Source organism: Cohnella laeviribosi DSM 21336 (genome assembly GCF_000378425.1).
Classification (GTDB): domain Bacteria; phylum Bacillota; class Bacilli; order Paenibacillales; family Paenibacillaceae; genus Cohnella; species Cohnella laeviribosi.
On record NZ_KB899837.1, the window covers coordinates 1 to 12,959 of the forward strand.

At 57.7% G+C, this 12,959-nt stretch carries 16 protein-coding genes; 4 read left to right on the forward strand and 12 right to left on the reverse strand.

Annotation, left to right across the window (positions count from 1 at the left end; genetic code table 11):
* Nucleotides 1–301: 301 nt before the first annotated feature.
* The 3 genes from trxA to F560_RS0116575 all read right to left on the reverse strand — a co-directional run bounded on the left by trxA (nt 302) and on the right by F560_RS0116575 (nt 2,071).
* Complete coding sequence (gene trxA, locus F560_RS0116565) at nt 302–613, reverse strand: thioredoxin (protein WP_019006878.1); 312 nt, start codon at nt 611–613, stop codon at nt 302–304.
* A gap of 109 nt (nt 614–722) precedes the next feature.
* Nucleotides 723–1,148, reverse strand: coding sequence for an RrF2 family transcriptional regulator (locus F560_RS0116570; protein WP_019006879.1), 426 nt, complete (start codon nt 1,146–1,148; stop codon nt 723–725).
* Nucleotides 1,149–1,243: 95 nt separating this feature from the next.
* Nucleotides 1,244–2,071, reverse strand: a complete 828-nt coding sequence (locus F560_RS0116575; protein ID WP_019006880.1) for an aldo/keto reductase — start codon at nt 2,069–2,071, stop codon at nt 1,244–1,246.
* A gap of 138 nt (nt 2,072–2,209) precedes the next feature.
* On the opposite strand from F560_RS0116575, the gene F560_RS0116580 reads away from it, so the two are divergent.
* Nucleotides 2,210–2,845, forward strand: coding sequence for a DsbA family oxidoreductase (locus F560_RS0116580; protein WP_019006881.1), 636 nt, complete (start codon nt 2,210–2,212; stop codon nt 2,843–2,845).
* 50 nt (nt 2,846–2,895) lie between these two features.
* Here the strand turns inward: F560_RS0116580 and F560_RS23515 are convergent, their stop codons facing one another.
* The 6 genes from F560_RS23515 to F560_RS0116610 all read right to left on the reverse strand — a co-directional run bounded on the left by F560_RS23515 (nt 2,896) and on the right by F560_RS0116610 (nt 8,134).
* Nucleotides 2,896–3,411, reverse strand: a complete 516-nt coding sequence (locus F560_RS23515; RefSeq protein WP_051088353.1) for a CcdC family protein — start codon at nt 3,409–3,411, stop codon at nt 2,896–2,898.
* A 162-nt stretch (nt 3,412–3,573) separates the two neighbouring features.
* Nucleotides 3,574–3,924: a cytochrome o ubiquinol oxidase subunit IV gene (gene cyoD, locus F560_RS0116590; protein WP_019006883.1), complete on the reverse strand. Its 351-nt coding sequence runs from the start codon at nt 3,922–3,924 to the stop codon at nt 3,574–3,576.
* A 1-nt stretch (nt 3,925) separates the two neighbouring features.
* On the reverse strand, nt 3,926–4,552 hold the full coding sequence (gene cyoC, locus F560_RS0116595) for a cytochrome o ubiquinol oxidase subunit III (protein ID WP_019006884.1): 627 nt from the start codon (nt 4,550–4,552) through the stop codon (nt 3,926–3,928).
* Entirely contained in the window at nt 4,552–6,525 is a 1,974-nt protein-coding gene (locus F560_RS0116600; RefSeq protein ID WP_019006885.1) for a cbb3-type cytochrome c oxidase subunit I, read from the reverse strand. Before F560_RS0116600 ends, cyoC begins: the two co-directional genes overlap by 1 nt.
* 17 nt (nt 6,526–6,542) lie before the next feature.
* Nucleotides 6,543–7,514: a ubiquinol oxidase subunit II gene (gene cyoA / locus F560_RS0116605; protein ID WP_019006886.1), complete on the reverse strand. Its 972-nt coding sequence runs from the start codon at nt 7,512–7,514 to the stop codon at nt 6,543–6,545.
* 377 nt (nt 7,515–7,891) lie between these two features.
* Nucleotides 7,892–8,134, reverse strand: a complete 243-nt coding sequence (locus F560_RS0116610) for a hypothetical protein (protein ID WP_019006887.1) — start codon at nt 8,132–8,134, stop codon at nt 7,892–7,894.
* Nucleotides 8,135–8,396: 262 nt separating this feature from the next.
* Between F560_RS0116610 and F560_RS0116615 the strand changes: the two genes are divergently transcribed.
* Genes F560_RS0116615 through F560_RS0116625 form a run of 3 tightly spaced genes read left to right on the forward strand, consistent with a single transcriptional unit; the run spans nt 8,397 to nt 10,564 of the window.
* Complete coding sequence (locus F560_RS0116615; RefSeq protein WP_019006888.1) at nt 8,397–9,245, forward strand: DUF4097 family beta strand repeat-containing protein; 849 nt, start codon at nt 8,397–8,399, stop codon at nt 9,243–9,245.
* Between the two features lie 41 nt (nt 9,246–9,286).
* Nucleotides 9,287–10,072, forward strand: coding sequence for a hypothetical protein (locus tag F560_RS0116620; RefSeq protein ID WP_156829029.1), 786 nt, complete (start codon nt 9,287–9,289; stop codon nt 10,070–10,072).
* Between the two features lie 51 nt (nt 10,073–10,123).
* On the forward strand, nt 10,124–10,564 hold the full coding sequence (locus tag F560_RS0116625) for a MarR family winged helix-turn-helix transcriptional regulator (protein WP_019006890.1): 441 nt from the start codon (nt 10,124–10,126) through the stop codon (nt 10,562–10,564).
* Between the two features lie 53 nt (nt 10,565–10,617).
* Here F560_RS0116625 and F560_RS0116630 read toward each other — a convergent pair whose 3' ends face one another.
* From F560_RS0116630 to F560_RS25640, 3 genes are read right to left on the reverse strand one after another with little or no spacing between them, the layout of a single operon-like run.
* Nucleotides 10,618–12,255 (reverse strand): b(o/a)3-type cytochrome-c oxidase subunit 1, encoded by a 1,638-nt coding sequence (locus tag F560_RS0116630; RefSeq protein ID WP_019006891.1) that lies wholly within the window; start codon nt 12,253–12,255, stop codon nt 10,618–10,620.
* Between the two features lie 21 nt (nt 12,256–12,276).
* Nucleotides 12,277–12,750 carry a cytochrome c oxidase subunit II gene (locus tag F560_RS0116635; RefSeq protein ID WP_026298347.1) on the reverse strand — a complete coding sequence of 158 codons (474 nt, stop codon included), beginning with the start codon at nt 12,748–12,750 and terminating at the stop codon, nt 12,277–12,279.
* Between the two features lie 33 nt (nt 12,751–12,783).
* Nucleotides 12,784–12,957: a hypothetical protein gene (locus F560_RS25640; protein WP_019006893.1), complete on the reverse strand. Its 174-nt coding sequence runs from the start codon at nt 12,955–12,957 to the stop codon at nt 12,784–12,786.
* Nucleotides 12,958–12,959 lie beyond the last annotated feature (2 nt).

Below are 12,959 nucleotides of genomic sequence, written 5' to 3' on the forward strand. Positions count from 1 at the left end.
CGTCTTCTCACTTTTACATTTACAGTAAGATTTGTGGATGAAGTTTTTATTTGTCGACACTTTCGTTCCATGTCAGGTTTGAGCGAAGTGTTGTGCCGCTATAGCAATTAAAACGAAGGTTTGCGCGAAATCAAGCTTTGCAGTTGCCGTTGTAGCAACTACAGCGCCGGCTTTCCCCTCCGACGAGCCGGATTAAAAAACAAACCTCCAAACCCGCTTTTTGCAGCGGATTTTGGAGGTTTCATTGTTCTTGGGGCCGGCCGGGGATTACCCTTTGAGACAGCCCCTTAAGCGCAGCGAATTAAAGCTGGCTTTGGATTTTCGCTTTGAGCGATTCTTTGCTTTGCAGGCCGACCAGCTTGTCGACCGGTTGGCCGTCCTTGAACAGAATCAGCGTCGGAATGCTCATTACGCCGAATTTCGAAGCCAGTTCGGGCTCTTCGTCCACGTTTACCTTCGCGATCGTGGCTTGGCCTTTCAGTTCTTCGGACAGTTCCTCAACAATCGGAAGCTGCATTTTACAAGGGCCGCACCAAGGCGCCCAGAAGTCCAACAGGGATACGCCTTCAGCAACGGTAGCATCGAAGTTGTCTTTCGTGACCGCGATTGCCATTGATCTCCACTCCTCCTCGGAATAATGGGTGATGGTTAAATCAAGTATAGATAAACCGGAAGCTTGAGCTTCCGTTTCACCTCAAGCGTCGAAAGCGGGCCAAAGCTCGCTACGCCATCTGGCGTTCTTTGATGCGGGTCAGCATTTGCCCGATCGTGATTCCGGCAAAATAGTTCTCTAGCTGACGTTCCGCGCCGCAAAACACCGAATTCATGACATCCTGCATGTTCGATCCGACCATGCAGTCCATCTCCGGATTGCCGCTGCACCAGCTCGGCATGAGCGATCCGGCCGCCATAGCCCGGTAGACATCGGCAAGCGTCACCTCGGACGGCTCGCTGCATATCCGGTAACCGCCGCCGGAGCCTTCCCGCGTCGAAACGAACCCCGCCTTGCGCAGGCAGCCGAGCACCTTGCGAATCCGGGCCGGGTGCGTGCACACGTTCGCGGCAATCTCCTCGCTGGAAGCCATGCCATCCGGCCGATGCGCCAGCAGCACGAGACTGTGAACCGCTATAATAAATTCGCTGTTCATATTTAGCAGCCTCCCCGGTGATTACTGTAATAATATCAATTACAGTTGATGTTGTCAACAGGGTCCGCCGGAGCGCGGCCATGCCGACAAACCGTTCAGAACACAAAATGATCCGGGTCCTGTCCGTACCGCTTGTCCTCGTTCATGCCGTCGATGCGGAGCATGTCCTCGTGCGACAGCCTAAAGTCGAACACGTCGGCATTCTCGGCGATCCGCTCCGCCCGGACCGACTTCGGAATGGTAACCAGACCGAGCTGGAGATGCCAGCGGATGACGATTTGCGCCGGCGTCTTGCCGTACTTGTCCGCCAGCTCCTTCAAGAGCGGCGAATCCAGCCTGCCCTGCATGAGCGGACGCCACGATTCGACCTGAATCCCTTCCCGATTGCAGAAGGCAAGAAGCGGCTTTTGCGTAAGCTGGGGATGCAGCTCCACCTGATTGACCATCGGCTTGATTTTGCAGGAGCCCATAAGGTCCTCCAGATGGTGAATGTGGAAATTGCTGACCCCGATCGCCCGTACCTTCCCCATCTCGTACAACGTTTCCAGAGCGCGGTACGTTTCCTTGTATTTGTCCTTGACGGGCCAATGCACCAAATACAAATCGACATAATCCAAGCCCAGCCGGCTCAGGCTGTTTTCGAACGCCTCGAGCGTCCGGTCGTACCCTTGCTCGGTATTCCACACCTTGGTCGTGACAAAGATTTGCTCGCGCGGAATGCCCGAAGACCGGATGGCCCGGCCGACGTCGGCCTCGTTGCCGTACAGGGAAGCGGTGTCGATGCTGCGATAACCGGCCGCGAGCGCTGCCCGGACCGCCCGCTCCGTATCCTCGCCCGCAGGCGTCCTCCAAACGCCCAACCCGAGCCGCGGCATTTCAACGCCGTTAAGCAATTCCACGGTGGAGTCGACGGCTAGTTTCATGATGAACCTCCCTTTGCTCCCTTATGCATTGTATTTTACCATCGCGCAACCATCGCGCGCACGAAGCCGCACATTGTCATCCGGAATGCAGTCTGTCATACTGGGTGAAAAAACACTGCGATTGTCGGGGTGAGTCATGTGCATATTCAGATGTATTCCGATATGGTGTGCCCCTGGTGCCGTATCGGCAAAAAGAACTTGAAAGACGCCATCCTCGAGTGGTCGCAATCCCCGGGCGACGGCGTAACCGTCAGCTACCACGCCTTTCTGCTCGATCCGACGCTGCCGCCGGAAGGGCTTCCGTTCAAACCGTTGATGGAGAAAAAATTCGGCGGTCCCGATCGGCTCGCGCCGATGCTGGAACGAGTGACGCAAGCGGGCGCAGACGTCGGGGTCGCGTTCCGGTTCGACCGCGTCACCCGCATGCCGAACACGGTGCTGGCTCACCGCTTGACGTATCTTGTGCCCGAGAACCGGCGGGAAGAATGGATCGATGCGGTCATGACCGCCTATTTCGAATTCGGCAAGGACATCGCCGATCGGGACGTGCTGCTGGAAATCGCGGGGGATCTTGGCCTGGAAGCCGGCGATCTGGCCGGCAGACTGGCGAAAGGCGAAGGAGAGGCGGAAGTGAACGCCGATTTGCAGCGGGCGCAGAAGATGGGCATTACCGGCGTTCCGTTTTTTGTGATCGACGGCAAATATGCCTTGTCAGGCGCGTACCCCGCCGCCGACTTGGTGCGCGCCTTCGCCAAAATTTCCGGATCGGATTGAGCGTCCCGGCATTCCGTCCCGCCTTTCCAAAGCCGGAGCGGGCGCCGCCGCTACCGCTTGTCCGCACCGGCTTTGGAGACCGGGTACAGCCCCGCTTCCTTTGCCGTTCGCATATAGTTCCGCACCATCGCCAGCCTCCAGGGCAGTATCATCCCGAACGCCAGCAAGAAGAACAGCGCGCCCGTTTGCGGAATCGTGACGTAATGCTCCACGACGTCGTGAAGCAAAATCCGCACCGCAAGCAAAGCGACGATCAGGACGATGAACAACCGGGATCTTTTTAAATAGATCGCGCCGTTCGACACCTCGAAACGCGAAGTCGCGATCAGCGGGTACGAAAACAGCAGCGCCCCGGCCGCGAAGGCGGCAAATCCCCATGTCCACGGCACCCTCGCGGCGGGGAACAGAAACATGAGAAAACCGGTCGCCATCCCGAGCGGAGGCGCGATGATTTTTCGCAGCGTGGCCGGCTTGCGCGAAGAGCGCAGCCGGATGGCGATAATCGCGCAGCCTCCGATCAGCGAAGCCAGCAGAGACGCTCCCTGCATCCATGCGGCAGAATGCATTCGCTCGCACACTCCTTTCCGCCCGAACCCCATTTGTCTCTCTCCTATTGTAAAACGCAAACCGGAACGGAGCAAACGCGCAGCCCGGCCGCATGGACAAGGCACACAAAGAAAGCCGCCCGTTCATCCGGCTGTGGATGAGCGGACGGCGCCCGTTTTTTCTCAGTATGTGACCTGGTTGTTCAGCATAATCCAGATGGAGCCGACGACGATGATCAACACAATCATCAGGCCGAGCAGAAGCGTCATCAGGTTCCAGCGCGGCTTCGACTCTTCGCGAAGATGCATGAAGAAGAAGAGCTGCACGACGAACTGCAAGATGGCGGTGACGAACAGCAGCACGACCGCCGCGGTCCCCTCCACGATGTCGTTCAGGACGAAAACGATCGGGATAATCGTTAGAATAAGAGACAGCACATAACCGATGACGTAAGACTTCAGCGAGCCGTGCGCCTCGTGCGATTCGCCGTGCGCACCGTGGCTTCCGTGCGAATGCGGATGTTGCTGCGCCATCTTACATCACCTCCAGCATATATACGACGGTAAAGACGAAGATCCAGACGACGTCAAGGAAGTGCCAGTACAGGCCGATCACGTTGACCTTGCGCCGGGTGACGGGCGTGATGCCGTGCCGTCCCAGCTGGATCATGATCGCAATCATCCAGAACAGGCCGATCGTGACGTGAATTCCGTGCGTGCTGACCAGCGTATAGAACGCCGACCAGTAAGCGCTCGTCGAAATCGTGACGCCTTCGTGCACCAGGTGGACGAATTCGTTCAACTCAAGACCGATAAAGCAGGCGCCGAGCGCCGCCGTGACGGCCAGCCAGCCGATCAGGCCCTTTTTGTCGCCGCGGTTCATGGACAACAGCGCCAAGCCGCTCGTGAAGCTGCTGGTCAAAAGGATAAACGTCTCCGCGATAATGCCGGCCATCTCGAACATTTCGCTTCCGGTCGGACCGGCGGCCGTATTTTCCCGCAGCACGGCGAAAGTCGCAAACAGCGTGCCGAACAGGATACAGTCGGTGATCAGGAAAATCCAGAAGCCCATCAGGCGCAGGGATTCCAGATCGTGATGCCCGTCGTGCCCGTGATTTCCGGCGTGGGCATGCGCCGCTGCGTGATTGTTGTTGTTTGCCATCAGACTGCCCCCCTCGCCGCGGCTTCCGTACGTTCGATCTCTTCGACCGGAATGTAATAGTCCGTATCGTAGTTAAAGGAATGCGCCAGCATGCAGACCGCTACGCCGATGAAGCCCGGAATCGCCATCCACAGCCAGTCGAACACGAGGCCGAAGCCGGCCACGAACCAGCAGAACGACTTGATGAACGGGATGCCCGAATTTTTCGGCATGTGGATCGGTTCAAGCGGCGGAAGCGGCTTGGGTGCAACCCCGTTTTCTCTGCGTTTCTTTTGCTCCCACCAATCGTCCATTTCCTCCACATGCGGAATGCGCGCGAAGTTGTAAACCGGCGCAGGCGACGGAATCGACCATTCCAGCGTGCGGCCGTTCCAGGGATCGCCCGTCGTGTCGCGCTCCATGAATTTGATGCTGTGCAGAATTTGCCATACCTGCAGGAGGAAGCCGGCTCCCATCAGGAAGGCCCCGATCGTCGACACGAAGTTCAGTTCCCACCAGCCGGTATCCCAGCCGTACGTGCTGAGGCGCCGCGTCATGCCCATCAGGCCCACGACGTATTGCGGCATGAAGCAGACGTAAAAACCGATGTTCCAGAACCAGAACGACCATTTCCCCAGGCGTTCGTTGAGCTTGAAGCCGAATACTTTCGGCCACCAGTAAATCAGGCCCGCGATGTAGCCGAACACAACGCCGCCGATCAGCGTCTGGTGGAAGTGCGCGATCAGGAAGTAGCTGTTGTGGAACTGGAAGTCCGCAGGCGCGACGGACAGCATGACGCCGGTCATCCCGCCGACGACAAAGCAGGGAATAAAGCCCAGGACCGTCCACAGCATCGGGGTTTCAAACGATACTTTCCCCTTGTACATCGTAAATATCCAGTTGAACACCTTGACGCCCGTCGGGATCGCGATAATCATCGTCGAGATCGCGAAGAAGGCGTTGACGTCCCCGCCGGAACCCATCGTAAAGAAGTGGTGAGCCCAGGTGATAAAGGACACGACGCTGATGGCCATAATCGCGAATACCATCGATTTGTAGCCGAACAGCTTTTTCCTGGAGAATGTCGCGACAACCTCCGAGTAAATCCCGAATGCGGGGAGAATGACGATATAAACCTCGGGGTGTCCCCACATCCAGATCAGGTTGATATACATCATCGGATTGCCGCCGCCGTCGAGGGTAAAGAAGTGCGCCCCGAAGTAGCGGTCGACAAACAGCAGCGCGATCGTAACGGTCAAAATCGGGAAAGCCAGAATGATCGCCAGAGAGCTGCCGAGAACCGACCAGGTGAACATCGGCATCTTCATCAGCTTCATGCCGGGCGCGCGCATTTTCAGAATCGTCACGATAAAGTTGATCCCGGTCATCAAGCTGCCGATACCCGATATCTGAATGCCCCAAATGTAGAAATCTTGCCCGACGCCCGGATTGAACATCGTTCCCGACAGCGGCGGATAAGCGAGCCAGCCGGAATTCGGCGAACCGCCGATGACGAACGAGATGTTGAACAGCATCGCGCCCCAGAAGAACAGCCAGAAGCTAAGGGCGTTCAGGAACGGGAACGCGACGTCGCGCGCGCCGATCTGCAGCGGCACGACGAGGTTAAACAAGCCGAACATGAGCGGCATGGCCATAAACAGAATCATGATGACGCCGTGCGTCGTAAAAATTTCGTTATAGTGCTCCGGCGACAAAAACTCGTTGTTCGGAAACGCGAGCTGGGTCCGCATGAGCAGCGCGTCGACGCCGCCGCGGAACAGCATCAGCAGCGCGGCGATGACATACATGATCCCGATGCGCTTGTGGTCGACCGTCGTCAGCCACTCGGTCCACAGCCATTTCCACTTTTTGAAATACGTAAGCACGAACACGATCGCGGCCATCGTCAGCACAATGGCAACGTCGGCTCCGTAAATGAGCGGGTCCCCCGTCACGAAAAAGTCCGCGGCGAAGTCCTTAATATTTTGCCACATGGGATTCCCTCCTTTGCTTAGTCATGATGATGCGCATGTTCTTCGGAAGCCGTTGCCGTCCGGACCATCGCTTCCGAATGCTCCGAATGCCCGTGGCTTTCGCCCTTTTCGGACGAGGAGTCGGCGTGACCGCCGTGTCCGCCCGATCCGTACTTGACGACGATCCAATCGAACAGGCCGTCCGGGAACGAGGAGAAGAATTGCTTGTCGGAAACGCCCGGAAGCGCGAGCTTGTCGTAGCCTTCTTTGGTCAACGCGGGCGAGCTGTTTTTCACTTCTTGCACCCACTTGTCGAATTCGTCCTGCGAGGTCGCCTTCGCCACGAACCGCATCGCTCCGAAGTGCTCGCCGCTGAAGTTGGCGCCCGATCCGAAATATTCCCCGGGTTCGTCCGCGATCAGATGCAGCTTCATCTTCATGCCCGACATCGTATAAATTTGTCCGCCGAGCTGCGGAATCCAGAACGAGTTCATCGGCGCGTCGGACGTCAATTCGAAACGCACCGGCACGTTATCGGGAAACTGCAAATAGTTGACGGTAGCGATGCCCTGCTCCGGATAGAGGAACAGCCATTTCCAGTCGAGCGAAGCGACCTGGATCGTGATCGGCTCGGCCTCCGCCTTAAGCGGCTTGGAAGGCTCCAGCTTGTAAGTATAATGCGCGGTTATGCTTGCCAGCGCGATAATGACGACGAGCGGAATCCCCCACATGAACGCTTCGGCTTTCGTGTTGTGGGACCATTCCGGTTGGTAGTCGGTTTTTTGCTTGCGTTTGATCCGGTATTTCCAAGCGATCCAGAATGCCATGACGAGCGTAGGCACGACGACGATCAGGCACAGAACCGTTGAAATGATAATGAGATCAAGCTGTTCCTTGCCGACAGCCCCTTTCGGGTTGAGCACCCCCATCTTGTCGCCGCAGCCCGCCAGCATGAAAGCCATCGCAGCCAGCGATATCGTAGCGGCGAGGCGCCGATACCCTCTCTTCATATTAAACTCCCCTTTCCTCGCTGCCACTTTGACCGCCGACGGCAAAGATGGCCGTGTTTCTGATCGATCATCTCTGTTATACCAAAAAGTCTTGTGAAGTAGCGCACAGTTAACAAAGGCGTCATGGAACCGTCTCAATTTCGCAATAATTTGTTCACCGATTTGCCGTATGTCGAATTTTGGCCAAAAAAAGGGGTGAAGCCAGGCTTCAACCCCGATTGCCATGCCAATATATGCCGGTTTCCATCCGCCTTTTTTCACCGTTCAGCCGTTCGTCCTCCGTTCCGCGATTGCCTCCGCAAACCAAAAACGGCTCGCGCCGGGGGTTCTCCCGGCGCGAGCCGCCACTTCTCCGCCCAGGCGCAGCCGCGCCCGGCTTAAGCCAATTTCTTGGTCGGATCCGCGGAATTCTCCTTCGTCTCCTGCTTCTTCTGCATCAGAGGAGCCGCGACTCCGAAAATCAAAATCTGCAGGCCGCCGATCATAAAGCCGATCCCGATCATCAGGCCCAGATTCTTATCGTTGAATTCCGCAATGTTGATCGCAGAGCAAACGATGCCTAACGCAATGACCACCGCCGCAATCCATTTCAGCATTCTGGACATATCACGGTTATGCATGCGTATTCCTCCTCCCGTGCAAACGCTATCTGTGAATATTATATCACAAAAATGTGACAAAAACATGGAGTTGTGAATTTTTTTTGAACGGAAGGAGCCCGTTTTTTTGAATGCCGCAACTGGACGAATTCGAAGCCATCCGAGATTTCCCAGGCACCCCCTACTAAAGTCCAGGTCGCCTCTCCTTCCCCCGCAGGTTCGTGGAATGTCTTTTCTTGTGTACAATGGCAACATGAATACATGGATCGGGGGATTGGCACGTATGATGAAGAGAAGGTTGTACACCGCGTTCGGACTTATCCTGATCGCCATCGGCTGCGCGGCTTTATTTTATTTGTATTCCGGCACGACGTCGGAGGATTACCGCCACGAATGGAAGCTCGGCCCGGGCGAGCTCCGCGAACTTGCGATCCGAAGCCGGTCACAAGGCCTGAACGTGGAATTCGAAGCCGCCGGGCAAGGAGCCGACTCGATCGTGATGGAAGGCAAGGCCGAGCCGGAAACGGTTAAGCGGCTCTCCGAAGCGCAGATTCGGGACGGCCGGCTGGAACTCGACCTCGATCCGCGCGAGAGCTTTCGCTTCTTCGACTGGGGGAGTTGGAACGAGCGCCATCACGTAACCGTCCGGCTGTCCGATCCCGAAACGCTGGAAAAGCTTCAGCTGCGGGCCGATTCCGGCTCCATCCGGCTTACAGGCGCCTCCGCCGGCTCCGCAGAGCTTTCGACCGATTCCGGAAGCATCCGGATTCAAAATTACAAAGGCGGACGGCTCGTTCTGAAATCGGATTCGGGAAGCGTCGAGGCGGAACGGATCGAGGCGGAGCTTGCGGTCTCCTCCGATTCCGGCAGCATCCGCGTTCAGCAGCTGACAGGCGAAAGCACGCTGTCCTCCGATTCCGGCAGCATCCAGCTGCGCAAGGCGGACACGTCGAGCGCCGAAATCCATTCGGATTCGGGAAGCGTGAAAGTATACTTGCCTGCAGCCTTTGACGGCTTCTACGAGCTGCAGTCCGATACCGGCTCCATTCGCGCGCCGGAACAGAAGGGCATCAGCCCTGAAGTCATCAAGGTGAAAACCGATACCGGAAGCATTCGCATCGAGCAGACCTAAATCTTTGGCGAAATCGGACAAACATCCGGAGGGATTCGATCATGAGCTCAGCGTGGAGCTATGCAGGAAGCGTCTGGTTGGCGATCATCGCGCTGGCCGGCTGGCTGGCCGCTTCGGGCGCGGCCGGGCTGCGGCACGGCGGGAGCGCCGGGCGCTTGCGGCGCAAAGCCCGAAAACCGTTGACCTGGAGCTTTTGGCTGCTGTTTGCCGTCTTCGGCATGACCGTCACGGCGATTGGGACCTGGAGATCTTCCGGATGGTCCGAAGCGCGGGACGCGATCGCGCTGCAACTGCTGCCGGTGCTGCTTCCCGTCATGTTCATTCTCGCCTTTTCCCTTCCGCGCATCGCCGCCCTGCGAAACGGCCCGTTGAAAGCCGCGAAGCAGGCGGACCGCGAGGTACGGGAACCCAGCCCCCAATCGCCCGCGGTGCACTCTCTCATCGTCTTCCCTTATCAGGCAGCCGTATTGGGCGCTTTGGCCTCGCTTTTCAATTCCATCTTGGCGCGTTCCGGCATTCGGCCGGACTGGACCCCCGTACTTGCCGCCGCTTGCCTGGCCGCCGCGCTGTACGCGGTCCAGCTGCGCAAACCGTACCGGTTCAGGCTCTCCGAAGTCCGCCTTGCCGAGCTTACGCCGCCGCTCCGGCGCGCGCTCGGGATTTTAACCGTTGCCGGCGCCACGATCGCCATGTGCGTATTGTACGGAGCCCGGTCGAGCCTTCTCCCGCCGCATTCGGCCGTCTCGAACGGGAGCGCGAAAAATTCGGAAATTTCATCCTCTCATTCCCCAATAATTCGCGATTTTTCACGATTTTACTGGCGATAATGGGCAATATATGAGAAAATCGGGCTATATCGTCGAATTGGGGGCACAATCGTGGCAACGAGGCAGGAAGAAGTCATCGAGCTGTTCAACATGCTGCGGCGGTACAGCCGGATGTGGAAGCAGGAATGGTCTAAAGACAATCCGAAGGAGCTCTCTTTAAGCCAGGTTCAAACGTTGGACATTCTCGTTGCGGAAGGCCCGAAATCGAGCACCTATTTGTCCCAGACGCTGGGCGTGACTTCGGGCGGCATGACGGTGATTTCCGACAAGCTCGTCAAGATGGGCTTTGTAAGGCGGGTGGGCGACAGGAACGACCGCAGGGTCGTGCTGCTGGAAATTACCGAGGCGGGCGAAGCCGCGCTGAAAGAACTGCAGGAGAAAAGAGTCGCGCTGATGGAAAAGATGTTCGCTCCGCTGGACGCGGAGGAGATCCATCAGATGGTGGTGATTTACCGCAAGCTGTTGCGCACATGGGAAACGCGCGACAAATAAAAGAGGATTCGTCCCGGCGCGCCGGAACCGAATCCTCTTTATTTGCTTATAGGCTACCACATGACATATCCGGGCGATTCCGAGCCGCCCGCGATCATGCCGATCAACGGGACGGTGTACGCCACCACGATCAGCACGGCCGACACCGCGATCCACAGGCCCCAGCGCTCGAACAGTCTGGGCGTTTTTTCGGCGTTGTCGTACACTTCTCCGATCGGATACTCCGTTTTCCCCTTCGGCGATCTCAAAAGTCCGACGACGATCCGGATCAGCACCAGCAGACTGATGAACAAAATGATGCCGCCGACCGCCATCGCCGTATGATACGGCATCCACAGCACGGATTCCGGGCTGTCGTTGTACGTCGTATAATCCGTCCGCCGCGGGTTGCCAAGCAGGCCGGAGACGTGCATCGCACCGGACATGAACAGCATGCCGAGGCACCAAAGCACGGTTTGCGCGATGCCCAGCCGGTTCATGGCCGCCGTCAGGACGCGCCCCGTTACGGCCGGGATAAGCCAGTAGCCGATGCCGAAGAAGGTCAGCGCGACGCTTGTCGCCACCGTCAGGTGAAAATGGCCCGTCACCCATAGCGTATTGTGAACGACGGCGTTCATCTGGTTGCTGGCGTTGATGAGCCCGCCGGCTCCCGCCGGGATGAACACGAGCATGCCCATAAACGGGGCGAAGAAGCGGACGTCCTTCCAGGGCAGCTTGCGCACCCAGCCGAACAGGCCCCTCGCTCCCTTCGCCCGTCCGTTCAGCTCGAAGGTGGCGAACAGCGAGAACGCCGTAATGAGCGTCGGAACGACGACCATAAAGGTCAGCACCACCTGCAGGAATTTCCAGAAGGGCGAAATGCCCGGTTCCATGAGCTGATGGTGGAAGCCGACCGGAATCGAGAACAGCAGCAGCAGAATGAACGACAGCCGGGCAAGGGCGTCGCTGTAAATTTTGCCGCCGATGATTTTCGGAATGATCACATACCAGCACATGTAAGCCGGCATCAGCCAGAAGTAAACGAGCGGATGCCCGAAATACCAGAACAGCGTGCGGCTGAGCAAGACGTTGATCGTATCGGTCCATCCGAACGACCACGGAATGAATTGAAGCAGCACGGTCGCCGCCACGCCGAGCGTCGCGATCTGCCACATCAGCATCGTGACGACCGCCATGAAGCCGAGCAGCGGCGTCAGCTTGCCTCCGTTCTCCTTTCTCCATTTGCGGTACTGAGCGAATACCCCGTAGCCGCTGATCCAGCTGCCGACCACGAGGAGCACGAGCGCGATATAAAAATACGGCGAGGCTTTGAGCGGAGCGTAGAACGTATAAAGCACGGTCGCTTTGTTCAGCAAAATCAGGATCGTGCCGAGAACCGTTCCGGCCCCCATGAGCGCGAAGCCGATCCAGCCCATGCTCCGGGAGGCTTCGCCGAGCTTTCCGCCCATCGTCCGGCTGATTGCCGAATACAGAAAACCGATAATGAAAAACGTCGTAAAGACCAGCGCCATCAGCACGCCGTGCGCCGTCAGCAGCTGGTAGTAGCCGATGCCGCCCGGCAGCGTGATCGAGCCGCTCCTCACCATGCCCTGCAGCATGCCGCAGACGCCCCCGAGCAAAAGCGCTCCGTAGGCGAACAGCAAATGGGCAAGCACGAGTTTGCCGTCTTTCCGGTCAAATGTCGAGTGCATAGTTTTCGTCCTTTCGGCCTGTTAAGTGACGATCAGCTTCGCGAACATCGACTGATGTCCGACGCCGCAATATTCATTGCACAAGATTAGATACTCTCCCGGCTTGTCGAACGTGTAGGACAGATGGCTGACTTCCCCGGGAAGAACCATGAAGTTGACGGTCGTGCCCGGAATTTCGAAGCCGTGCACGACGTCGGAACTGGTCGCGGTGAATTTCACGGTCGAGCCGGCGGGAATCTCGATCTTATCCGGATTGAAGCCGAACCCGTACGCGATCAGGACGGCTTCATACTCTTTGTCCCCGGTTTGCGTCACGCCGGGCTTGTCGAAAGGCGCCGTTTCCTCGAGCCGGGTCGGATCGAGCGCATGCGCATGCGCGCTGCCCGGCGTTTGCATGCCCATCGCGAAAGCGGATACGCCGAGCATGATCAGAAACACCGCCAGCATCGACATGCCGAAAACAAGCCATATTTTTTCCAACCGATGTATGTGCATAGTGCGCTCCTCTCGCTTCCTCGCGATAGTCGGTTAACTTCTGTGAACGTACAGAATAAAAACGGACACCCAGGCCAGCGCGAGAAAGGCGCCGAGCAGCATGACGGAGACGAACGCTCCCTTGAGCGACGCCGGTTCCGGATTCGGAACGCCCGTCTCGGAACCGGCCGGTTGCGGTTTGTTGTCCGTTGTTGCAGGTTGCGCCATGT